At 43.4% G+C, this 22,278-nt stretch carries 34 protein-coding genes and 1 pseudogene; 34 read left to right on the forward strand and 1 reads right to left on the reverse strand.

From position 1 onward, the window contains the following. The 3 genes from VIM72_RS07025 to VIM72_RS07035 form a co-directional block, all read left to right on the forward strand. Positions 1-576 (forward strand): hypothetical protein (locus VIM72_RS07025; protein ID WP_332002148.1); only part of this gene is annotated, 576 nt, incomplete at its 5' end. Positions 577-580: 4 nt separating this feature from the next. Continuing rightward, the gene (locus tag VIM72_RS07030) at positions 581-1,357 is read left to right on the forward strand and encodes a polysaccharide deacetylase family protein (protein WP_332002149.1); all 777 of its coding nucleotides are present in this window, start codon (positions 581-583) and stop codon (positions 1,355-1,357) included. 363 nt (positions 1,358-1,720) lie between these two features. Further along, positions 1,721-2,335 (forward strand): outer membrane beta-barrel protein, encoded by a 615-nt coding sequence (locus tag VIM72_RS07035; RefSeq protein ID WP_332002150.1) that lies wholly within the window; start codon positions 1,721-1,723, stop codon positions 2,333-2,335. Positions 2,336-3,649: 1,314 nt separating this feature from the next. On the opposite strand, the gene VIM72_RS07040 is transcribed toward VIM72_RS07035, so the two are convergent. Continuing rightward, entirely contained in the window at positions 3,650-3,778 is a 129-nt protein-coding gene (locus tag VIM72_RS07040; RefSeq protein WP_332002151.1) for a hypothetical protein, read from the reverse strand. Positions 3,779-4,311: 533 nt separating this feature from the next. Between VIM72_RS07040 and rpsJ the strand changes: the two genes are divergently transcribed. The 31 genes and pseudogenes from rpsJ (at position 4,312) to VIM72_RS07195 (ending at position 22,201) form a co-directional block, all read left to right on the forward strand. Continuing rightward, positions 4,312-4,617, forward strand: coding sequence for a 30S ribosomal protein S10 (rpsJ, locus tag VIM72_RS07045; RefSeq protein WP_012789286.1), 306 nt, complete (start codon positions 4,312-4,314; stop codon positions 4,615-4,617). 193 nt (positions 4,618-4,810) lie between these two features. After that, entirely contained in the window at positions 4,811-5,428 is a 618-nt protein-coding gene (gene rplC / locus VIM72_RS07050; RefSeq protein WP_332002152.1) for a 50S ribosomal protein L3, read from the forward strand. A 1-nt stretch (position 5,429) separates the two neighbouring features. Then, positions 5,430-6,068, forward strand: coding sequence for a 50S ribosomal protein L4 (rplD, locus tag VIM72_RS07055; protein WP_142685975.1), 639 nt, complete (start codon positions 5,430-5,432; stop codon positions 6,066-6,068). A 64-nt stretch (positions 6,069-6,132) separates the two neighbouring features. Beyond that, positions 6,133-6,432, forward strand: coding sequence for a 50S ribosomal protein L23 (rplW, locus tag VIM72_RS07060; protein ID WP_089903230.1), 300 nt, complete (start codon positions 6,133-6,135; stop codon positions 6,430-6,432). Positions 6,433-6,520: 88 nt separating this feature from the next. Beyond that, a complete protein-coding gene (gene rplB / locus VIM72_RS07065) occupies positions 6,521-7,354 on the forward strand; it encodes a 50S ribosomal protein L2 (protein ID WP_291917706.1) in 834 nt (277 codons plus the stop codon). Positions 7,355-7,422: 68 nt separating this feature from the next. Further along, positions 7,423-7,689, forward strand: a complete 267-nt coding sequence (gene rpsS / locus VIM72_RS07070; protein WP_145672666.1) for a 30S ribosomal protein S19 — start codon at positions 7,423-7,425, stop codon at positions 7,687-7,689. A 96-nt stretch (positions 7,690-7,785) separates the two neighbouring features. Next, a complete protein-coding gene (gene rplV / locus VIM72_RS07075) occupies positions 7,786-8,133 on the forward strand; it encodes a 50S ribosomal protein L22 (RefSeq protein ID WP_079470770.1) in 348 nt (115 codons plus the stop codon). Positions 8,134-8,197: 64 nt separating this feature from the next. Continuing rightward, a complete protein-coding gene (gene rpsC / locus VIM72_RS07080) occupies positions 8,198-8,989 on the forward strand; it encodes a 30S ribosomal protein S3 (RefSeq protein WP_089903224.1) in 792 nt (263 codons plus the stop codon). 55 nt (positions 8,990-9,044) lie between these two features. After that, positions 9,045-9,464, forward strand: coding sequence for a 50S ribosomal protein L16 (gene rplP, locus VIM72_RS07085; protein WP_142685977.1), 420 nt, complete (start codon positions 9,045-9,047; stop codon positions 9,462-9,464). 68 nt (positions 9,465-9,532) lie between these two features. Next, positions 9,533-9,733: a 50S ribosomal protein L29 gene (rpmC, locus tag VIM72_RS07090; RefSeq protein WP_079470767.1), complete on the forward strand. Its 201-nt coding sequence runs from the start codon at positions 9,533-9,535 to the stop codon at positions 9,731-9,733. Between the two features lie 91 nt (positions 9,734-9,824). Then, on the forward strand, positions 9,825-10,085 hold the full coding sequence (rpsQ, locus tag VIM72_RS07095; protein ID WP_106527849.1) for a 30S ribosomal protein S17: 261 nt from the start codon (positions 9,825-9,827) through the stop codon (positions 10,083-10,085). A 75-nt stretch (positions 10,086-10,160) separates the two neighbouring features. Then, the gene (rplN, locus tag VIM72_RS07100) at positions 10,161-10,529 is read left to right on the forward strand and encodes a 50S ribosomal protein L14 (protein ID WP_142685978.1); all 369 of its coding nucleotides are present in this window, start codon (positions 10,161-10,163) and stop codon (positions 10,527-10,529) included. Positions 10,530-10,699: 170 nt separating this feature from the next. Then, a complete protein-coding gene (rplX, locus tag VIM72_RS07105) occupies positions 10,700-11,038 on the forward strand; it encodes a 50S ribosomal protein L24 (protein ID WP_332002153.1) in 339 nt (112 codons plus the stop codon). Further along, complete coding sequence (gene rplE, locus VIM72_RS07110) at positions 11,038-11,613, forward strand: 50S ribosomal protein L5 (protein ID WP_325646829.1); 576 nt, start codon at positions 11,038-11,040, stop codon at positions 11,611-11,613. The genes rplX and rplE overlap by 1 nt, the downstream gene beginning before the upstream one ends. Before the next feature lie 20 nt (positions 11,614-11,633). Next, complete coding sequence (gene rpsN, locus VIM72_RS07115) at positions 11,634-11,903, forward strand: 30S ribosomal protein S14 (RefSeq protein WP_142685981.1); 270 nt, start codon at positions 11,634-11,636, stop codon at positions 11,901-11,903. 117 nt (positions 11,904-12,020) lie between these two features. Next, positions 12,021-12,419 (forward strand): 30S ribosomal protein S8, encoded by a 399-nt coding sequence (gene rpsH, locus VIM72_RS07120; protein ID WP_332002154.1) that lies wholly within the window; start codon positions 12,021-12,023, stop codon positions 12,417-12,419. A gap of 125 nt (positions 12,420-12,544) precedes the next feature. After that, complete coding sequence (gene rplF, locus VIM72_RS07125) at positions 12,545-13,099, forward strand: 50S ribosomal protein L6 (protein WP_142685983.1); 555 nt, start codon at positions 12,545-12,547, stop codon at positions 13,097-13,099. A 90-nt stretch (positions 13,100-13,189) separates the two neighbouring features. Beyond that, positions 13,190-13,543 carry a 50S ribosomal protein L18 gene (gene rplR, locus VIM72_RS07130; RefSeq protein WP_332002155.1) on the forward strand — a complete coding sequence of 118 codons (354 nt, stop codon included), beginning with the start codon at positions 13,190-13,192 and terminating at the stop codon, positions 13,541-13,543. 51 nt (positions 13,544-13,594) lie between these two features. After that, positions 13,595-14,113: a 30S ribosomal protein S5 gene (gene rpsE / locus VIM72_RS07135; protein ID WP_332002156.1), complete on the forward strand. Its 519-nt coding sequence runs from the start codon at positions 13,595-13,597 to the stop codon at positions 14,111-14,113. Between the two features lie 91 nt (positions 14,114-14,204). Next, entirely contained in the window at positions 14,205-14,390 is a 186-nt protein-coding gene (gene rpmD / locus VIM72_RS07140; protein ID WP_079470757.1) for a 50S ribosomal protein L30, read from the forward strand. A 121-nt stretch (positions 14,391-14,511) separates the two neighbouring features. Further along, positions 14,512-14,958 carry a 50S ribosomal protein L15 gene (gene rplO / locus VIM72_RS07145; protein WP_332002157.1) on the forward strand — a complete coding sequence of 149 codons (447 nt, stop codon included), beginning with the start codon at positions 14,512-14,514 and terminating at the stop codon, positions 14,956-14,958. 78 nt (positions 14,959-15,036) lie between these two features. Further along, a complete protein-coding gene (gene secY, locus VIM72_RS07150) occupies positions 15,037-16,380 on the forward strand; it encodes a preprotein translocase subunit SecY (protein ID WP_332002158.1) in 1,344 nt (447 codons plus the stop codon). 149 nt (positions 16,381-16,529) lie between these two features. Then, positions 16,530-17,330, forward strand: a complete 801-nt coding sequence (map, locus tag VIM72_RS07155) for a type I methionyl aminopeptidase (RefSeq protein ID WP_332002159.1) — start codon at positions 16,530-16,532, stop codon at positions 17,328-17,330. Positions 17,331-17,479: 149 nt separating this feature from the next. Then, positions 17,480-17,698 (forward strand): translation initiation factor IF-1, encoded by a 219-nt coding sequence (gene infA, locus VIM72_RS07160; RefSeq protein WP_012789309.1) that lies wholly within the window; start codon positions 17,480-17,482, stop codon positions 17,696-17,698. A gap of 71 nt (positions 17,699-17,769) precedes the next feature. Next, positions 17,770-17,886 (forward strand): 50S ribosomal protein L36, encoded by a 117-nt coding sequence (rpmJ, locus tag VIM72_RS07165; protein WP_073083232.1) that lies wholly within the window; start codon positions 17,770-17,772, stop codon positions 17,884-17,886. A gap of 59 nt (positions 17,887-17,945) precedes the next feature. Continuing rightward, complete coding sequence (rpsM, locus tag VIM72_RS07170; RefSeq protein WP_079470753.1) at positions 17,946-18,326, forward strand: 30S ribosomal protein S13; 381 nt, start codon at positions 17,946-17,948, stop codon at positions 18,324-18,326. A gap of 107 nt (positions 18,327-18,433) precedes the next feature. Continuing rightward, positions 18,434-18,835, forward strand: a complete 402-nt coding sequence (rpsK, locus tag VIM72_RS07175) for a 30S ribosomal protein S11 (protein ID WP_079470752.1) — start codon at positions 18,434-18,436, stop codon at positions 18,833-18,835. Between the two features lie 153 nt (positions 18,836-18,988). Beyond that, positions 18,989-19,594, forward strand: a complete 606-nt coding sequence (gene rpsD, locus VIM72_RS07180) for a 30S ribosomal protein S4 (RefSeq protein WP_332002160.1) — start codon at positions 18,989-18,991, stop codon at positions 19,592-19,594. A 69-nt stretch (positions 19,595-19,663) separates the two neighbouring features. After that, positions 19,664-20,659 (forward strand): DNA-directed RNA polymerase subunit alpha, encoded by a 996-nt coding sequence (locus VIM72_RS07185; RefSeq protein WP_079470750.1) that lies wholly within the window; start codon positions 19,664-19,666, stop codon positions 20,657-20,659. Positions 20,660-20,773: 114 nt separating this feature from the next. Continuing rightward, positions 20,774-21,124: pseudogene (gene rplQ, locus VIM72_RS07190) on the forward strand (50S ribosomal protein L17); the annotation flags it as partial. 249 nt (positions 21,125-21,373) lie between these two features. Beyond that, positions 21,374-22,201, forward strand: coding sequence for a zinc ribbon domain-containing protein (locus VIM72_RS07195; RefSeq protein WP_332002161.1), 828 nt, complete (start codon positions 21,374-21,376; stop codon positions 22,199-22,201). Positions 22,202-22,278: the final 77 nt, after the last annotated feature.

The following is a 22,278-nucleotide window of genomic DNA, read 5'->3' on the forward strand; positions in this document are numbered from 1 at the left end:
ATAAAGAATTTTACCCGTCAGCACATTGCCTGGCTGGAAGTGGCTATTCCGGGTATTATCATTGTGAGTTATACCCGCAACCGGGGTAAAGGATTTGCTGTGAGAGAAGGTGTAAAACGCTCCCAGCATGCTTTCCAGGTATACACTGATTTGGATTTCCCCTTTGGCGTACATGCCGTAAAAGAAGCTTATGATGGTTTGCTCCAGGGCCTGGATGTGGTAGCCGGCGAAAGAGGGGCAGCCTATCTTCATAAATTACCCCGTAAGCGCCGTGTTATAACCAGGATCAGCCGCCTGTTGAACCGGCTGGTATTAAACCTTAAAGTGGACGACGCCCAGGCCGGCCTAAAGGGTTTCAATGCCCATGGACGAAATATCCTGCTCTCCACCCGTATTGATGGTTTTCTTTACGACAGCGAATTTTTATACCACGCAGGTAAGCGTTCCCATCTCAAAATCGGTGCAGTTGCGGTATCTTGCCGGCCGGGCATCCAGTTTTCATCTTTCAGGATTAAACTTTTAATGAAAGAAGTAATGAATTACTGCAGGATTGTTTTCAGCTCATCTGCCGCTTAATTTTATGGAACATAGTAACAGGATATTGATCAGTGTGGATGTGGAAGAATTTGATATCCCGGAAGAATTCGGCCAGCAGGTGACGCTCCAGGAGAAACTGGAAGTTTCCCGGAACGGCCTGCAGGCAACATTGGCTTTGTTTGATAAGTACAATGTACGCGCTACTTTTTTCGTTACCGCCTACTGGGCGCAACACTACCCCGAATTGATCAGGCAGATGGCCGCAAAGCATGAAATAGCTTCCCATGCCTATTATCACAGCTCTTTTACAGAAGCCGATCTGGAGGGCTCACGTCTGGCTCTCCAGGAAATCAGCGGCCAGCCGGTACAGGGTTTCCGTATGCCACGCCTCCGGAAGGTAAATATGCGGGCGCTGAAAGCGGCTGGCTACCTGTACGATGCCTCCGTAAACCCCACCTGGCTTCCCGGCAGGTATAATAACCGGCACCTGCCAAGAACTCTGTTTAAAGAGGAGGATACCTGGATTATTCCTTCTTCCGTATCGCCTTTACTCAGGTATCCGCTGTTCTGGCTCAGTGTGAAAAATATGCCTTTGTGGATAACCCGTCACTTCAGTAAAAGGATCCTGAAAAAGGACACCTATCTATCTTTTTATTTTCATCCATGGGAATTAAGCGATATTAATGCCTATGGATTGCCCGTTTATATCAAACGCGTTTCCGGGGAAAAAATGCGGCAGAAATTGGATGGATTCCTAAGTTTTTTACAACAACAGGGAACTTTCTCCACACATGCCGACCTGTTGAAAGACTGCTCCTGATTAATTTATTCCGCTCATTTTTCTTCTTTATATATAATGATTCCGGTTTTTATGCAACAACATTGGGGTTAAGATGTTATATAGTTGAAAGAGTATAAATTTTGAGGTACAGTATTTGAAAGGATTTGACTGAATTTAAATTTTTTTTGGAATAATGGACGCTTATTAGATTCATTTTCAGTAGTTTTGTGCTTGTTAACACGTGATGTTGTTTGTTTGAAGATGTAAGACTATTCCCCATTATCCCCTGCCTTTTATTTTTTCGGCTAATATCAGCAGTATGGTTATAAATAAAACGGAAAGCGTTTGCCTGCTAATATTTATTCATTCAACATGTAAATTGTTAAAACTAAAAAACAGATTATGAAAAGAATTCGTCTCTTAACCCTTGCACTTGCGGCTGTATTGTTTGGTTCTGCTGCTAACGCCCAAATTCAGAAAGGAAATATTATGGTAGGTGCCGATCTGACCAATCTTAATGTTACTTTTCAAAAGGAGAGCACAGCTTTTAATTTTAATCTTTCACCAAAGATAGGATGGTTTATCAAGGACGGTCTTGCTATTGGCGGCTATGTTAACTTTGGCGCAAATACCACAAAGAATAAAACAACTGATACGAGGGCTTCCAATACCACTTATGGTGTTGGCGCTTTTGCCCGTTATTTTGTGGAAGATAAGAATGTCAGAAAACTGGAATTTTCCAAGAGAACACGGTTCTTTGTGGAAGCAAATGCCGGGTTTGCCGGTACCAATCCTGCGAGTGGTGCTTCTACCAATGGTTTTAATGTTGGCATAGGCCCTGGTATCTCCTATTTTATTACTCCCAACATTGGTTTGGAAGGATTGTTTAAGTATGATCTTACTGTGGGTGGAGGTAATTCAACCACTGCTAACCGGCTTAGCCTGGGTATAGGTTTCCAGATCTATCTGCCATCGGCAAAGGCTAAACAGATCTACAGGGAAGAAACCGGAAAGTAATTGTAATATAAAACTAAGTTCAGGAGCGGCGGCAATAATACATTGCCGCCGCTCCTGTTATAAGGAATCCTATCAGCTACGGGTGCTGAATAAAATGAACAGCTGAGGCAGAAATGAACTAATTGAACAGGTGCTTTTTTGAAGGAACCATTTATTTTAGAGGCCGTCTGTGAGGACGCAGACAGGGGGATTGCTGAAAACCCTGTATAGAGTAGGCACCAAATCCATAAATACTCCGGTATGTTAAACACCATTCTCCAGGCAGTGCTTAAGTTTCTGCACACTGTAGCAGGCGCACTGTAATTTTATCTCTACCTTGTCACACAAGGATTGTATTAATGGGATTGCCGAAAATCATTACAAAAGATTAGGCGCCCAATGAAAACAACAGCTATATAATCCTTGATGCTTTAAACACATTGCAGATGGTTGCTGTGGCTGCCGGGCCTCTCACCCGGCGGTAATGAATCTGTTTTATGAGTCCTATACCAGCCCGGCCGGAGTATTGAAACAGGATACAGTTGTATAGATGGCTGTAGTTGAAATACACACCAGGCTGCCGGTAGTTCCCAAAACATGCTTTATAACATTGAGCAACTATCAATGTTAATTGACGAAAGCTCCGGTGCTGTTGCCGGAGCTTTCTCTGTTAATGGAAATGCGCTTTGATGGCTAATTGAACAGCTGTACATCAGAATGCCGAACTGAACAAAATGAACGAATGGAATTATATGAATAGCTGTTAATTTCGGTTCGCACTTAAAAAGAAGTGTACCTGGGATTGCCGAAAACCAAAGAAAGAGAGTAGGTGTCACCCGTAGTAAAAACTATCTTATGGCTTTACTGAATCAACTGCTGGCAACACTGGTTGCTTTGCTGAAATCTCTGCTGGGTGGCCTGTAATAAGGACTCCTGTCAATAAGGGATTGTTCCGTACGTAATGAAACTATTTCCCTTACACACATCATCCTGGAGGCTGTTCTACACCGGAACAGCCTCTTTATTTAAACCCGATGTCACTGTAAAGGCGCTATAGCAGCTGAATGAACGGATGTTTGTTGGTTGTTTGAAATGAACAAAATGAACGACTGAATATTGATTGATAGCTTTTAATTTAGTCGTGTTAACTGAATAACAACTGGGAACGCCGAAAACCAGGTAATAGAGTAGGCAGTATCTTATAAAAACCTTTTTCCATGGATTTACTGAATCAACTGCTGGCATTAGTCTTAGGATTAATTAAGTCATTATTGGGTGGTTTACCACTTTAATGGTTGCTGGGTCGTTTGACCACAGATCATCAAACCACTTTAATTATTCGGAGATGGGTTGTTCCAGGTAAGCGGGAACAACCCTTTCTCTTTTAGGTTTGCCCGTCTCGTTGCATATCACTTTGCCTCCCGTATTCTTTACCTGCCCTTCCGGGGGGATCCGGGCTTGCATATCACTTTACCTTCCGTATTCTTTACCTGCTTCGAATATCCTTTCCAGGTGTTATCCGGGCTTGCATATCACTTTGCATCCGGTATTTTTTGTCTGCTTCGAATACCGTTCCCGGGTGCTATCCGGGCTTGAGGTCTGGAATACAATGCTTTAATTTCCCGGGCCTGCCGGGAGGCAGGGAATTCGCAGTCCGGATCCCACCTGCCTGCTATTACACCTCACCTCCTTTTTCCCTTCTCCCGGAAAAAATTGTAAAGAAACTCTCCTTTTTTTGGTTTTGAAATATGTTTTCCTATATTTGTCGAAACGAGCATGTGAAGTTACCTTAAGGCTTAACATACACACAATGAATGATTTCTGAGGCCTTAATCATGGATTAATACCATTCTTACTGCACTTCTTTCGCCCCGGAGCCAGCCCCTTGCCGGGTTTCTTTTATTTTTTTCCTGAGAATTATTTGCCAAATAGAAAAAACGGGTTACCTTTGCCCTCCCAAATTGTATTGGGAAAAAACAAGAAGAAGTTCATTGCATATGTCTCAGAGAATAAGAATCAAGCTGAAGTCCTACGATCATAACCTGGTAGACAAGTCTGCTGAGAAGATCGTTAAAACCGTGCGTAACACGGGTGCCGTGGTAACAGGTCCAATTCCTTTACCTACCGAGAAGAAAATATTTACAGTATTACGTTCTCCGCACGTAAATAAGAAAGCGCGCGAGCAGTTCCAGCTGTGTACACACAAACGTTTACTGGATATATACACGTCTTCTTCCAGAACTGTAGACGCGCTGAGCAAGCTCGATCTGCCTTCCGGAGTGGAAGTTGAAATTAAAGCATAGGACAACAGCAAGGCGGGCGAAAGGCCGGCCTTTTATTGATTTATGGTTATCTTGTTGATTACCAGTAAGATAACAATTTTAACAAACAAACATAGGTCGCGCCTTCTGGGCGGCCGCCCAATAAATGTATTTAAACCGCCCATCCTGGGGATAGCACGAAATCCCCCAGGCGCTGGGTAAAATCATATAAAAAATGAAAGGTATTATTGGCAAAAAGATTGGTATGACCAGCATCTTCGAGTCTAATGGTAAACAAACAGCTGTTACCATTATCGAAGCGGGTCCCAACGTTGTAACCCAGGTAAAAAGCCTGGAAACAGATGGTTACAATGCAATTCAGGTTTCTTTCGGTGAGAAGAAAGAAAAACACACCACAAAAGCAGAAAGCAATCACTTCGCGAAAGCAAGCACCTCTCCCAAACGTTTCGTAAAAGAATTCCGCAACCCGGATGTACAGAAAGCCCTCGGTGAATCTATCACCTGCGAAATCTTCGCAGAAGGTGAAACAATTGACGTTGTAGGCACTTCCAAAGGTAAAGGTTTCCAGGGTGTTGTAAAACGCCACGGATTCAGCGGTGTGGGTGAAGCTACCCACGGTCAGCACGACAGAAGCAGAGCTCCTGGTTCTGTTGGTGGATCCTCTTATCCTTCCCGCGTTTTCAAGGGTATGCGTATGGCCGGCCAGACAGGTAATGAAAGAGTGAAAGTGAAAGGTCTGAAGATCGTGAAAATATTCCCTGAAAAGAATTATATCCTGGTAAGTGGTTCCGTTCCCGGCCACATTGGTTCAATCGTTTTAATCCAGAAGTAATATGCAAATCGATATTTTAAATATAGAAGGTAAGAAAACCGGAAGGTCTATTGAGCTTCCTGAGGAGATCTTTGGTGTTGAGCCTAACAACCACGTAATCTACCTGGCTGTTAAACAATACCTGGCTGCTCAGCGTCAGGGTACCCACAAGGTAAAGACCAGAGCTGAAGTAAAAGGTGCTTCCCGTAAACTGCACAAACAAAAAGGTACCGGTGGCGCCCGTAAAGGTAACATCCGTAACCCGTTGTATAAAGGTGGTGGTACCATCTTCGGACCAAAACCGCATGGTTGGGGTTTCAAACTGAACAGGAAAGTGAAAGATCTCGCAAAGATCTCCGCCCTGTCTGTAAAAGCTAAAGAAAACAGCATCATTATCGTTGAAGATCTGCAGCTCGAAACACCAAAAACCAAACAATTCGTTGGTTTCCTGAAGAATCTGAACATTAATGTGGAAGGCAGAAAGACTATGTTCATCACGCCTGAGCACAATGACAATGTTTACCTGTCTTTAAGAAACATCCCAACTGTAGACGGTACTGTTCTGAGTGATATCAATACTTACGACATCATGAACAGCAACTATATCGTGTTCACAGAAAGCGCTGCAAAAATCTTCACTGAAGAGCCTGCAGAAGCCTAAGGATGTCAAAACCAATTCAATAACAGCTGGAGGCTAATACCAACAGCTTAATGCTATAAAGAAGATGAAACTTTCTGACGTTTTAATCAAACCGGTGGTATCCGAAAAGGTTAACAAAGCAACCGAAAAATTCAACCGCTACTACTTCATTGTTGACAAAAAAGCCAACAAACTGGAGATCAAGAAAGCAGTGGAAGAGTTTTACGGTGTAACCGTAGCAGATGTAAATACTGCTGTAATGCCAGGTAAAGCTAAATTCCGCTTTACTAAAGCCGGTTTCATCGCAGGTAAAAAACCGTCTTACAAAAAGGCGATCATTACCGTTGCAGCTGGTGAAACTATAGATCTGTATGCTAACATGTAGTGCCTTTCCGGCCTGAACAGCCGGGATGTGGATGTATATACAGATCACTATTTATATTTAATAACAACATTTAACTTTTTAGGAAGTAATGGCACTGAAGAAGTTCAAACCAATGACGGCCGGTACCCGCTGGAAAATAGGCAACGCTTACGCTGAGCTTACATCGGATACCCCTGAAAAAAGCCTGCTGGAGCCTATCAAAAGGACCGGCGGTAGAAATGCGCAAGGTAGAATGTCTATGCGCTACATAGGTGGTGGTCACAAGAAACAATACCGTGTAATTGATTTCAAACGTGATAAAGAGAATGTTCCTGCTACTGTTAAAACGATCGAATATGATCCTAACCGTAGCGCATTCATCGCACTGGTAAGTTATGCAGATGGTGAAAAACGTTACATCATTGCTCCACAGGGCTTACAGGTAGGTGGTACCGTTATCAGCGGCACCGATGTAGCTCCTGAAGTAGGTAACGCTTTACCGCTGAAAAATATGCCACTGGGTACTGTTGTACACAACATTGAGCTGCAGCCTGGTAAAGGTGGTGCTATCGCAAGAAGCGCCGGCGCCTATGCACAGCTGTCCAACAAGGAAGAAAAATATGCCGTACTGAAAATGCCTTCCGGTGAGCTCCGCAAAGTATTAAATACCTGTAAAGCAACCGTAGGTACTGTTTCTAACTCCGATCACGCCCTGCAATCAATCGGTAAAGCAGGTGCTAACCGTTGGAGAGGTATCCGCCCCCGCAACCGTGGTGTGGCTATGAACCCTGTAGATCACCCGATGGGTGGTGGTGAAGGTAAATCTTCCGGAGGCCATCCAAGATCAAGAACTGGTAAATATGCGAAAGGTCTGAAAACCAGAAAGCCGCATAAGAGTTCTGATAAGCTGATCATTAGCAGAAAAAACGGTAAAAAATTATAATATTTCTGAATCAGGGCTCCGGTAGCAATACCGGATCCCGGGTTTGAAAAATCATAAATCAGTAAGACATGGCTCGTTCCATAAAAAAAGGTCCTTACGTAGACCAGAAATTAGAGACTAAAGTTGAAAAAATGAATACCGGCACCAAGCGTACTGTTATCAAGACCTGGAGCCGTCGTTCTACTATCACGCCTGATTTCGTTGGTCACACTTTCGCCGTTCACAATGGCAACAAATTTATTCCTGTTTATGTAACGGAATTTATGGTTGGTCATAAACTGGGCGAATTTGCACCTACACGTAACTTCAGAGGACACGTTAACAAGAAAATGTAAATTATAGTCTGAGGTTTGAGGTTTGAAGTATTGGTTTCAAACCGGAACATCAAACACCAGACATCAGACATTAAATAATAAAAGAAATTAATAACAATGGAAGCAGTAGCTAAGCTGAATAATAATCCTACATCTCCCCGCAAAATGCGTTTGCTCGCGGACTTAATCCGTGGACTGGATGTGGAAAAGGCTTTGAATATTTTGAAATTCCATCCGAAACACCCAAGCGTACCTTTAGAGAAGTTGTTGATATCCGCTATCGCAAACTGGAAAGTGAAGAACGAAGGTGCAAGGGTAGAAGATGCTAACCTGATCGTAAAAACCGTTTTTGTTGATGGCGGCCGCACCCTGAAAAGAATGCGCCCGGCTCCGCAGGGAAGGGGTTACCGTATCCGCAAGAGAAGTAACCACGTAACGATCGTAGTGGATGGTAAAGCACAGTAATTCAGTGCAAACCGGAAACGAAACAGAAACAAAACTATTAAACTAATAGACAAATAACCAGAACATGGGTCAGAAAACAAATCCTATTGGTAACAGGTTAGGTATCATCAGAGGATGGGACTCTAATTGGTATGGCAGCAAAAAAGATTTTGCGACCAAACTGATCGAAGATAACAAGATCAGAACTTATCTGAATGCCCGTATCAACAAAGGTGGCATCTCAAGAGTTGTGATCGAAAGAACTTTAGGTAAGTTAATCATCACTGTTCATACTTCTAAGCCTGGTATCATCATTGGTAAAGGCGGTAACGAAGTTGATCGCATCAAAGAAGAGCTGAAGAAGCTGACAGGCAAAGAAGATGTACAGATCAACATCCTGGAGATCCGTCGTCCTGAAATGGATGCTAACATCGTTGCTGAAACAATCGCAAAACAGATTGAAAGCCGTATTAACTACAAACGTGCTATCAAAATGGCGATTGCTACCGCTCTGAGAATGGGCGCAGAAGGTATCAAGGTTAAGATCAGCGGCCGTTTAGGTGGTGCTGAAATTGCCCGCTCCGAAGAAATGAAACAAGGTCGCGTGCCTTTACATACTTTCCGTATGGATATCGACTACGCTTCCCTGTTCGCATTAACCGTTTATGGTAAGATCGGTATCAAAGTATGGATCTGTAAAGGTGAAGTACTGGGTAAACGTGATCTCAACCCGAACGTTTTAACCGGTAAGGAAGGTGATAACCGTGGCACTGGTCATGGTGGCGAAAGAAGAGAACACCACGGTGAACGCAGAGACAACCGCGGTGGTGGCGAAAGAAGAGGCGGTGGAGAACACCGTGGCGGTGGCCGCAGATAGTATCTGGCGGTTCAGCAGACATTAACAATTACTATTAACATTAACAACATAGACGATGTTACAGCCAAAAAGAACGAAACACAGGAAGATGCACAAAGGCCGCATCAAAGGGAACGCTAAAAGAGGCGCTACCCTCTCCTTTGGTACTTTCGGTCTTAAAGCATTAGAACCTAAGTGGATCACCGACAGGCAGATCGAAGCTGCACGTGTTGCGCTGACAAGGCATATGAAACGTGAAGGTAACGTATGGATCCGCATATTCCCTGACAAACCTATCACTGCTAAGCCTTTGGAAGTGAGGATGGGTAAAGGTAAAGGTGCTCCTGACCATTGGGCAGCAGTTGTAAAGCCAGGTAGAATTTTATTTGAAGCTGATGGCGTTCCCTTACAGGTAGCAAAAGAAGCAATGGAACTCGCAGCACAAAAACTGCCCATCAAAGTAAAATTTGTAACCAGCCGCGACTACGTAGCTTAATTACAGGTACACAATAACTAAAATCCGGTAACACTGCCCCGGCAGCTAACCGAATCAAACTCAATACAATGGCAAAAGAAAAGCTGGAACTGAAAGGCCTGAGCGAACAGGATCTGAAAGAGAAAATCTCTGCAGAAGAACTCCGCTTGAAAAAAATGACCTTTGGTCACGCAATTACGCCAATCGAAAATCCAATGAGCATCCGCGCTGTAAGACGCGATATCGCTCGGATGAACACCGAACTGCGTAAAAGACAACTGGGCTTCTAAATCTTCAGTCCCGGTAAGCCCGGGGCTGCTGACATAGCATTAGTATAACAATTTATGACCTCCTCACCGGAGGGTTAAATAACTTTCAACAATGACGACCGAAAGAAAATTAAGAAAAACCAGGATTGGTGTGGTTGCCAGCAACAAAATGGATAAAACCATTACCGTTAAGGTGGAGCGTAAGGTGAAACACCCGATCTATGGTAAATTCGTGAAAAAAACTACCAAGTTCATGGCGCATGACGACAAGAACGAGTGCAGCATCGGCGATACCGTTAGAATCGCTGAAACCCGCCCTCTGAGCAAGAACAAATGCTGGAGACTGGTAGAAGTAATCGCTAAAGTAAAATAATTATTTATTTGTTTCAAGCTGCTGCCGGCGATCCCGGTGCCAGCCGCTGATTAAACAATATCAAATCTCATTTCGATGATACAACAAGAATCAAGACTGAGTGTAGCTGATAACAGCGGTGCCAAAGAAGTATTGTGCATCCGCGTATTAGGTAACTCCGGTCAGGACTACGCAGCCGTAGGCGATAAAATTGTAGTAACCGTTAAGGATGCAATGCCAGGCGGTGGTGTGAAGAAAGGTATGGTGACCAAAGCTGTAATCGTAAGAACAAAGAACAAATTACGTCGTAAAGACGGTTCTTATATCCGTTTCGATGATAACGCGGTTGTACTGCTCAATAACTCAGACGAACCTCGCGGTACCCGTATTTTCGGTCCGGTTGCACGTGAGCTGAGAGACAAGGGATATATGAAAATTATCTCCCTCGCTCCTGAGGTATTATAATAAATATGGCGGTACAGGGATTTTGGAATTTTTATGATTTTTGTCAAAAAAAGCCAAAATCCCGAAATCCGAAAATATTTCTTATCTTTGCAGCCCGTTTGCAAAACGAGAAAAAACATTAATCAAGCGAAACTATTGTTTCGCTTGGCGTTTATAAATAAATCAAAGTAATGAAAACTAGATTTAAGCCTAAATTTAACATTAAGAAAGGCGACCTGGTTGCGGTAATTGCCGGCGATGACAAGGACAGAACCAAAGCACGTAAAGTGCTGGAAGTGGATCCTGCTAAAGCCCGCATTCTTGTAGAAGGCGTTAACATTATTACCAAACACACAAAGCCTACTGCCCAGAATACCAAAGGTGGTATTGTTAAGCAGGAAGCTCCTATCGCTATCTCTAATGTGATGCTGTGGGATGCTAAAGCTGGTAAACCGACCAGGGTTAACAGGCAGAGAGAAAACGGTAAATTAATTCGTATCGCTAAAAAATCAGGGGAGGAAATTAAATAATGTCAAACACAAAATATACTCCGAGACTGCAGACCAAATACCACGAGGAAGTTAAATCTGCACTGATGAAGAAATTCAACTACAAAAGTGTAATGCAGGTTCCTCGCCTGGTAAAGATTTGCCTGAACCAGGGTATCAATGGTGCAGTAGGCGATAAGAAACTGGTAGACATTGCTGTAGATGAAATGACACGCATCGCTGGTCAGAAAGCTATCGCTACCCTGTCTAAAAAGGATATCTCTAACTTCAAACTCAGAAAGAACATGCCTATCGGTGCACGTGTAACTTTACGCAGCACTAATATGTACGACTTCCTGGATCGTTTGATCGCGGTATCCCTCCCACGTGTACGTGACTTCAAAGGCGTGAACGAAAAAGCATTTGACGGTCGTGGTAACTACACTATGGGTATCACTGAACAGATCATCTTCCCTGAAATCGATATCGATAAAGTAACGAAAATGTCCGGTATGGATATCACCTTCGTTACCACTGCCACTACCAACGAAGAAGCTTACGAGCTGCTGAAGGAAATGGGCATGCCTTTCAGGAATATGAAAAAAGATAATCAGTAAATCGAAACGATAATATAATTATGGCAAAAGAATCCGTAAAAGCCAGACAAAGGAAAAGAGAAGCTATGGTAGCTAAGTTTGCAGAAAAACGCGCTGCCCTGAAAGCTGCCGGTGACTACGCTGCACTGGATCAACTTCCAAAAAACGCTTCTCCTGTTCGTCTGAAAAACAGATGCCAGCTGACCGGTCGTCCTAAAGGATACATGCGTCACTTCGGCCTCTGCAGGAACATGTTCCGCGACCTGGCACTCGCAGGTAAAATCCCTGGCGTTAGAAAAGCCAGCTGGTAATTCAAGGTATTTATCAGCCCGGGCACTACCGGATGAATAAATCCAAAAAAGTTATTTGATTCCCATCTTATTACGATTGGATATCGCATTGTAAACATTTATCAAACTATTACAACAATGGTTACTGATCCAATAGCAGACTTCCTGACACGCATCCGGAACGCGCAAATGGCCACCCACAGGATTGTGGAAATTCCGGCTTCCAAGCTGAAAAAACGTATTACAGAAATTCTGTACGACAAAGGTTATATCCTGAAGTACAAATTCGAAGAAGATACTAAACAAGGCGTTATCAAAATCGCTTTGAAGTACGATCCGATCACCAAAGAACCCGCTATCAAGGAATTACAACGCATCAGCCGCCCAGGTCTGCGTCAGTACGCTAAACCAGATGAGTTTAAGCGCGTGAAGAACGGTTTAGGCGTAGCGATCATCTCTACTTCCAAAGGTGTAATGACCGATAAGGAAGCAAAAGCTCAAAACGTAGGTGGCGAAGTAGTTTGCTTCGTCTATTAATATATTGAATGACTGGTTGTTATCCAACCGGTCATTCACTCAAGTTATCTGACAATTAAGCTCTCTATACGGCGCTGAACACGGATAACCGGTACATCAATATCAAACAACTTTAAATTAAAGTTATGTCTCGTATAGGTAAAAGTCCTATCAAATTGGCCAGCGGAGTTACAGTTACTGTTTCTCCTACCAATGAAGTAACCGTAAAAGGCCCTAAAGGTGAACTGAAAAGAAGCATCGACAGGGATATGAAAATTGAGGTGAAGGACGGCGTTTTAACAGTGATCCGCCCAACCGAACAGATCCGCCACAAAGCACTCCACGGTTTATACCGCGCTTTACTGGCCAACATGGTTCAGGGTGTTACTGAAGGATTCAAAAAACAACTGGAACTGGTGGGTGTTGGTTATAAAGCAGCAAACAGCGGTCAGTTACTGGATCTCGCTTTAGGTTACTCTCACAATATCGTTTTCGAAATTCCGAAAGAACTGAAGGTTTCTACCCTGACAGAAAAAGGTCAGAACCCTAAGATCATGCTGGAAGGTATCGATAACCAGTTGCTGGGCCAGGTAGCCGCTAAAATCCGTAGCCTGCGTAAACCAGAGCCGTACAAAGGTAAAGGTGTTCGCTACAGCGATGAAGTGGTACGTAAGAAAGCTGGTAAATCAGCCGGTAAGTAAAATATTTAATTGGCTAATCAGCTATTATAGCTGGTTAGCTGATTTTAACAGATACCCCGGCAGCATCGGGGTTATAAAATAAAACTCAAAATGAGCACAAAAGTTAACAGGAGACAGAAAATCCGCTACCGCATCCGTAAGAAAATTTCCGGCACTGCAAAGCAACCAAGATTATCTGTATTTCGCAGCAACAGCGATATCTATGTGCAGTTGATCGATGATACCAATGGCACTACCCTGGCCGCAGCTTCTTCCCGTGATAAGGATATCAAAGCACAGGCAGGTACCAAAACTGAAAAATCTGTACTGGTAGGAAAAGCACTGGCTGCAAAAGCACTGGCACTGGGTCTTACCACCTGCATTTTCGACAGAAGTGGTTATTTATATCATGGCCGCGTGAAAAGCGTAGCTGACGGAGCAAGAGAAGGCGGTCTTCAGTTTTAATCACGGAGTCCGAATCTTATAATTCTGAACAAGTAATTCTTATAAAATAAAATGGCAAAGAATTCATTCAATAAAGTAAAGGCTGGTGATCTGGAGCTGAAAGAGAAAGTAGTGGCGATCAACCGTGTTACTAAAACCACCAAAGGCGGTCGTACATTCAGTTTCTCCGCGCTGGTAGTAGTAGGTAACGAAAACGGCGTTGTTGGTCATGGTCTTGGTAAAGCCAAAGAAGTACAGCAGGCTATCACCAAAGGTATAGACGATGCTAAGAAGAATCTGATCAAGGTTCCTGTTATGCACGGTACCATCCCTCATGATCAGTTTGCTAAAGAAGGCGCCGCCAAAGTATTGATCAAACCAGCCGCTCACGGTACAGGTGTGATCGCAGGAGGTTCCATGCGTGCAGTACTGGAAAGCGTTGGTGTAACCGACGTTCTCGCTAAATCTCTGGGTTCCGCTAATCCACACAACGTGGTGAAAGCTACCTTCAAAGCTTTAGGCTTGTTACGCGAACCTATTGGCATCGCTAAAACAAGAGGCGTTTCCCTGAAGAAAGTTTTCAACGGTTGATACTAACCCGCCGGAAAGCGGGTATCGCCTGGAAATTTTGAAAATAATTCATTAACAATTAAATTACTCCGCTTTTAGCGGATAGGGATTTATGGCAAAGATTAAGATCACTCAAGTGAAAAGTGGTATAGACCGTCCTGAAAGGCAGAAACTGACCTTGAAGGCGCTGGGCCTGACTAAAATGCATGCTACTGTTGAAGTAGAAGCTACACCTCAGATCCTGGGCATGGTCCGTAAGGTTAATCACCTTGTAACGGTAGAAACAGTTAACGCTTAATTAAGTAACACTGCTGTGGGATTGTCTGTTGATAATCTTACCTTTACATTTGTGACTTTACCATTTTTATTTTAGTATAAAGCGAGCGGTTAATTTCCGCGCAAGTAAAAACAATTAAACTATGAATCTGCATTCATTACAGCCTGCACAAGGCGCTGTACATAAAGAAAAACGTCTCGGACGTGGTGAGGCTTCCGGTAAAGGTGGTACCTCTACAAAAGGTAACAAAGGTATCCAGCAACGCGCTGGTTATGCCAGCAAGAGAGGCTTCGAAGGTGGCCAGATGCCAATCCAACGCCGTATGCCAAAACGCGGTTTCAAGAATAATAACCGTGAAGAATACACAATTTTCAACCTGGGTCAGCTGGATCATTTAGTTGAAAAATATGGCCTTCAGGAGTTTAATCTGGAAAACCTGTTCATGAACGGTCTGATTAACAGAACCGCTAAGGTTAAGATCCTTGCTAACGGCGAGCTCAAAACCAAAGTATCTGTTAAGGTTAACGCTATCAGCGAGAAAGCTAAACAGGCCATCGAAACAGCAGGTGGATCAGTAGAACTGGTATAAGACTTTACGACTGAGGAGACGCCTACGGAGTAGTGCGTCTTTTCATATTTAATAGCGCTATTAAACCTTTATCTTCCTGTGAAGAAATTTATCGAAACGATTAAGAATATCTGGAGTATTGAGGATTTGCGTAACCGCATCCTGACCACCCTGCTCCTGGTCCTCATCTACCGCGTAGGATCCTATATCGCTTTGCCCGGCATTGATGCAAATGCGCTCACCGACTTTGAGAAAAATTCTAATCAGGGTATCCTGGGTTTGGTTAATATGTTCGCCGGCGGATCGTTTTCAAGGGCCTCCATATTCGCATTGGGTATTATGCCATACATCTCTGCGTCCATTGCCATTCAGTTATTAACCATAGCTGTTCCGCAATTCCAGAAAATGCAGAAAGAAGGTGAAAGCGGCCGCAAAAAAATTAACCAGTTCACCCGTTACCTCACAGTTATCGTAACAGGTTTCCAGGCGAGTGCTTACGTTGCTTATCTGCGTAATCAATCAGGTGGCGCTATTATTGCCGAATATGGCACCTTTTTCTTCTGGCTTTCTACCACCGTTTTACTTACTGCAGGTACCCTGTTCGTAATGTGGCTCGGTGAAAAGATCACAGACAAAGGAATTGGTAATGGTACCTCTATCATTATCATGATGGGTATCCTTGCCCGTTTGCCACAGGCTTTAGTCGCAGAATTTTCCAGTAAAGTTGCAGGTGAAGCGGGTGGACCGATCCTGTTCCTTATTGAAATTGCCATCTTTATTTTAATCACTGTAGGCCTTATCCTGCTTGTTCAGGGTACCAGGAAAATACCGGTGAATTATGCCAAACGTATTGTAGGTAACAAACAGTATGGTGGTGTACGCCAGTTCATTCCCCTCAAAGTGAATGCTGCCGGTGTAATGCCTATCATCTTCGCCCAGGCTATCATGTTCATCCCTGCTACTGCAATAGGCTTTGCCACTTCTTCAGAAAGTGCGTCCGGCTTTATCCGCATCTTCAGTGATCATACAAATGGCTGGTATAACCTGATTTATGCAGTACTCGTTATCGTATTCACTTACTTTTATACTGCGTTGATTTTCAATCCAACCCAAATGGCGGATGAAATGAAACGTAATAACGGGTTCATTCCTGGTATTAAACCTGGTAAAGCTACAGCCGATTATATCGGTGCTGTAATGGACCGTATTACACTGCCTGGCGCTTTTTTCCTGGCGCTGGTGGGTATTATGCCTGGTTTGGCTGCCGCTTTCAAGGTGAACAGTAACTTTGCTACTTTCTTCGGAGGTACATCCCTGCTGATCATGGTGGGAGTTATCCTGGATACACTGCAACAGATTGAAAGCCAGCTGTTAATGCGTCATTACGACGGTCTTATGAGCACCGGCCGTATCAAAGGCAGAACTGCCCCGGCTAATGCATAAGTAATTGAGCACAAAAGTGTTACAAGAACAATAAAATAGCCACAGAAGCCTTCCGCTTTGGTGGCTATATTATTTTTGAATAAAGAACAGTTAGTCCTTCGCCGGCTTATAAGCAGGCTTAGCTGCTAACATGAATGAAAAGGGTTGTTATGATTCACTATAAGACGAAGGAAGAAATAGAGTTGATACGTAAAAGTGCCCTGCTCCTGAGTGCAGCCTTGGCTGAAGTGGCCAGGACCCTGAAACCAGGTATGAGCACATTGGAGGTGGACGCAGTTGCTGATAAATTTATCGTTGAAAATGGTGGAACTCCCTCCTTCAAGAATTATAAAGGATTTCCGAATGCCTGCTGCATCTCCGTAAATGAAGAAGTAGTACACGGCATTCCAAATAAATATGTGCTGAAAGACGGTGATATCCTTACCGTAGATGTTGGGGTGTATATGAATGGGTTTCATTCAGACAGCGCCTATACCTTCGCCATTGGTAATGTGCCAGAAAACGTGCTCCGCCTGATGACGGCCACCAAAGCCTCACTGTACAAAGGCATAGAGAAGGCGGTTGTTGGCAACAGGATAGGGGATATCTCCTATGCTATCCAGGAGTATACTGAGAAGGAGCGTGGTTATGGCGTAGTAAGGGAACTCGTAGGGCATGGCCTGGGCCGGAACCTCCATGAGGATCCCCAGGTACCTAACTACGGAAAGAGGGGGAGTGGCCCTGTAATGAAGGAAGGACTGGTGATAGCCATTGAGCCTATGATCAATCTCCGCTCCAAGGATGTGGAATACCTCGAAGATGGCTGGACGGTAGCTACCCGCGATGGAAGCCCGTCTGTACACTTTGAACACACTGTTGCCGTTGGAAAAGGAAGGGCAGATGTATTGTCGACCTTCGTAGATATAGAAAAAGAGGAGAAGAATAACCCCGAATTGAATTCAAATTACTAGTAGTTGGCTTTGGAATTATCTAATATAGTAGGGGTTTTTAGAGGTAAAACGATAGGTTTTGGCAAAAAAACTGGCAATTATAATAATAATCCGGGTAAATTTTTCTATTTCAAAAGATAAATGCTATCTTTGCAGTCCTAAAAATTTTTATGGCAAAACAGGCACTCATTAAACAGGATGGAATTATATTAGAAGCCTTGTCGAACGCTATGTTCCGTGTAAAATTGGAAAACGGGCATGAGATCCTGGCCACCATTTCTGGAAAAATGAGAATGCACTATATACGCATTCTGCCAGGAGATAAGGTTGGCGTGGAAATGAGCCCATACGATTTGTCAAGAGGCCGTATAATTTTCAGATACAAATAAGCAGGAAAGAGCGTTGAGGGGATTGGAACAATAATTTAACAAATATCATAACCTTTTATAAAGTATTAATCATGAAGGTAAGAGCTGCAATCAAAAAAAGAAGTGCGGATTGTAAAATAGTTCGTAGAAAAGGTGTTTTGTTGGTGATCAACAAAAAGAATCCTCGTTTTAAACAACGCCAGGGTTAATCGGTTCCCCTAACGGAATTTGATTTTTTAATCAGAATCATAAAATCTAAAATAGAAATATGGCACGTATAGCCGGTATAGATCTTCCTAAAAATAAAAGAGGAGAAATTGGCCTCACCTATATCTTTGGTATAGGCCGTTCTACCGCCCAATATATCCTGAACAAGGCGGAAATTGATGTAAACAAAAAAGTGCGTGAATGGAATGATGATGAGCAGGCTGCCATCCGTAACATTATTAACGGTGAGTTTAAGGTAGAGGGTCAACTGCGTTCCGAAGTGCAAATGAATATCAAGCGTTTGCTGGATATCGCTTGCTACCGCGGTTTGCGTCACAGGAAAGGCTTACCGGTAAGAGGTCAGCGTACACGTACCAACAGCCGTACCCGTAAAGGTAAACGTAAGACAGTGGCTGGTAAGAAAAAAGCAACTAAGAAATAATAAATAAAATCCCAGGTTGAAATCCCAAGTCCGAATCTGAGGGGTTTCAATGACCTTGAGTCGTGTAATTTGGGATGCGGAATTTCATATTTGGAATTTAAATCATTATGGCAAAAGCAAATAATACAAAAACTGCTGCTAATAAAAAGAGAGTAGTAAAGGTAGATAACTACGGAGATGTTCATATCTCTGCTAGCTTTAACAACATCATTGTGAGCATCACCAACAAGCATGGTCAGGTTATTTCTTGGTCTTCTGCTGGTAAGATGGGCTTCAGAGGTTCTAAGAAGAACACTCCATACGCTGCTCAGCTGGCTGCACAGGATGCTGCTAAGGTTGCAATGGACTCAGGTCTGAAAAGAGCAGATGTATTTGTAAAAGGCCCTGGTGCTGGTCGTGAAAGTGCTATCCGCGCTATCGCTAACTCCGGTATCGAAGTGAACATGATTAAAGACGTTACGCCTTTACCTCACAACGGTTGCCGTCCTCCTAAGAAGAGAAGAGTATAGTAATATATATTTACAGCATCCAGATACCAGATTTCATTAGAAGTTTGGTATCTGGACTTTGTAATATAATTAATAAATGGGTGCATGATCAGGTTTTCAGATTTTTTGAAGAGCATGCATCATTAACTAAAAAATCTAAAGTATATTTAAAACATGGCAAGGTACACAGGACCAAAAACCAAAATTTCCAGAATTTTTGGTGAGCCCATTCTCGGTAATGGCAAGTATTTAAGTAAGAACAGCAACCCTCCGGGTCAGCACGGTGCTAACCGTAAACGCAAACAATTAGGCGAATACGCACTGCAGCTGAGAGAAAAACAGAAAGCAAAATACACTTATGGTTTGCTGGAGCGCCAGTTCCGTAACCTGTTTGATGAAGCTACCCGTAGAAAAGGTGTTGCCGGTGAAGTATTGATCAAATTACTCGAAGCCCGTCTGGATAACACTGTTTTCCGCCTGGGTATCGCTCCTTCCCGTCCTGCTGCCCGTCAGCTGGTTTCTCACAAACACGTTACTGTTAACGGTATCGTTGTTAACACTCCTTCTTTCCAACTGAAACCAGGAGACGTTATCAGCCTGAAAAATAAAACCGCAAACAATTCTGCACTGACCAGCGTTATCCGTGGAAAAAATCCTAAATTCAGCTGGCTGGATTGGAACGAGAAAGAAATGAAAGGTGTATTCATTGCTTATCCTGAGAGAGAGAACGTTCCTGAAAACATCAAGGAACAACTGATCGTAGAATTGTACTCTAAGTAATAAATAATTAGTCCATGGCCAGAAGGTCATGGACTAACCTCATATTTAACAAATAAATCTATCATATCAATGGCAATTTTAAATTTCCAGAAACCTGATAAGATCGTATTGCAGAAGTCTACCGACTTTGAAGCTCAATTCGAATTCCGTCCATTAGAACCAGGTTATGCTGTGACTGTCGGTAATGCGTTACGTCGCGTACTGTTGTCTTCTTTGGAGGGCTATGCCATTGTGGGTATTAAAATTGAAGGAGCCGATCACGAGTTCGCTACACTGAAAGGTGTTACTGAAGACGTTACTGAAATCATCCTGAACCTGAAACAGGTTCGCTTCAAGAGGATTTCTGAGAGTGATGTAACGAACGAAAAGATCACACTGTCCATCAAGGGTAAAACAGAGTTCCGCGCTGATATGATTGAAAAAGCCACCAGCGCTTTCCAGATCATGAATCCGGAACTGTTGATCTGCACCCTGGACCCTTCTGCCAAGCTGGATATCGAACTGACTATCGGTAAAGGCCGTGGTTATGTTCCGGCTGAGGAAAATAAACCCAAAGATGCAGTATTTGGCTACATTGCGATCGACTCTATCTTTACGCCGATCAAGAACGTAAAGTACAGTATAGAAAACACCCGTGTGGAACAGAAAACTGACTATGAGAAACTCGTTATGGAGGTGATCACTGACGGTACCATCCACCCGGAAGAAGCTGTAAAACAAGCATCCCGCATCCTTATTCAGCACCTGATGATCATTACTGATGAAAACATCAGCTTTGATACTAAAGACACTGAAAAAGAAGACGTTGTAGACGAACAAACACTGCAACTGCGTAAGATACTGAAAACACCGCTCGAAGACCTCGATCTGAGCGTTCGTGCTTTCAACTGTCTGAAAGCTGCTAAAATCAATTCCCTCAGCGAACTGGTACAGTACGAACAGGAAGAACTGATGAAGTTCAGAAACTTCGGCCAGAAATCACTCAGCGAAATTGAACAGGTATTAGGCGAAAGAGGTCTGCACTTCGGTATGGATCTGTCTAAACTGAAACTCGAAGAAGAATAGTATTTTATCTGTTAAGCCAAAGCCGTTGCATCCGCATTGCTTTGGCTTAACTATTTTATAATTAACAAGTACCTTACAATTCCTGACACGGTGTAAGGGTTAAAACAAAATGTCATGCGTCACGGAGTTAAATTAAACAAATTAAGCAGAACGGCTTCTCATCGTAAAGCCCTGATGTCCAATCTGGCTTGCGAACTGATCAGCCACAAACGTATCACCACTACACTCGCTAAAGCGAAAGCACTCCGCGTGTATGTTGAGCCGCTGCTGACAAGAGGTAAAACCGATTCTACCCACAACCGTAGAATTGTGTTCAGCTACCTGCAGGATAAAGAAGCTATCAAGGAACTGTTCGGAACGATCAGCGAAAAAATAGCTACCCGTCCTGGTGGCTATACCCGTATCATTAAACTGGGCAAACGTGTGGGCGATAACGCAGAAGTTGCACTGATTGAACTGGTAGACTTCAACGAAATCTACGGTAAAACAGAAGAAAAAGCTGCGGCTAAGAAAACCCGTCGTGCCGGTGGTGCTAAGAAGAAAGCAGAAGAAGCAACTGAAACCAAAGCTGCTGATACTGCAACAGAAGAAAAATCTGCTGAGTAATCTTATATCAAACGATACGAAAAAGGACAAAGCCTGGCTTTGTCCTTTTTTATGCACTAATAAATGCATATATTTCGTAATATTACACCAGCTTTAACGAATATCCCTATGAAATACCTGCACTGTGATAATTGTGGTCAGCCCAATCCGCTTAAATCTGAATACCTTACCTTTTGTGATGCCTGTGGAAAGAAGCTCCCACAGAGCTTTGCCGGCTGGCAAAAGCAGCATCCAATGGCCACATTCCCGGAATATTGCCAGGCAGTAGGTATCTCCCTGAAAGAAAAAACAAACACAGGCCCGTTATACCGGATAAAACACCAGTTGCAAACAGCCAATAAGGGAAAGATCGTTCTTTTCTTTTCTCTTGTTGTTGTGTTGATTGCTGTTACAGGTAGCCTGTTTGGCAAAAGGGCTGTGTTTACTTTCCTGTATCCCAAAGTACCATCATCCAGTTTGTACAGCACCTGGCATACTGCCACTATAGGGCGACAGGCCCTGGAAATCAGCACGCCGGTAAAGCTTTGGGTACATGATCAGCCGCTGGAGGGAGAGGACGCGAAAATGATAGAATATGCGAAAACCTATAGTAATGAAGATGGAGGTGGGATCCGCATTACTGTAAATATGTTCAGTTACATCAGTAATGTGGCCAATAGCCTGGAAGAAGCGGTAACGGCTTCGCATAAAAGTTTGCAGCTGAAGGAAACAGCTACGGAAATGGACTGTAAGTCCATACCAGTGCTCATTTCTGGTATGCAGGGAGTGCTGGAAGAAGGAAATTACCTCTATAAGGGTGGCATCCGCCTGGCCTTTTGCAACCTGGTGATGATTAAAGGTAGCAACCGCTGGCAGATCCAGATTAACTACCGCGAAGACGATCCTGTGGGCCGCCAGGTGGCGCAACGTGTGCTTAAATCTGTAAAAATTAAGTAACATCTCCCTTTCTGGTAAAAAAAATCTGTAATTAACTGTTGCATTTCATACCTTTGCACGGTTTTTTATCCGAACCT

The sequence above is a fragment of the Chitinophaga sp. genome, assembly GCF_036569185.1.
In the GTDB taxonomy this organism is placed as follows: Bacteria; Bacteroidota; Bacteroidia; order Chitinophagales; family Chitinophagaceae; genus Chitinophaga.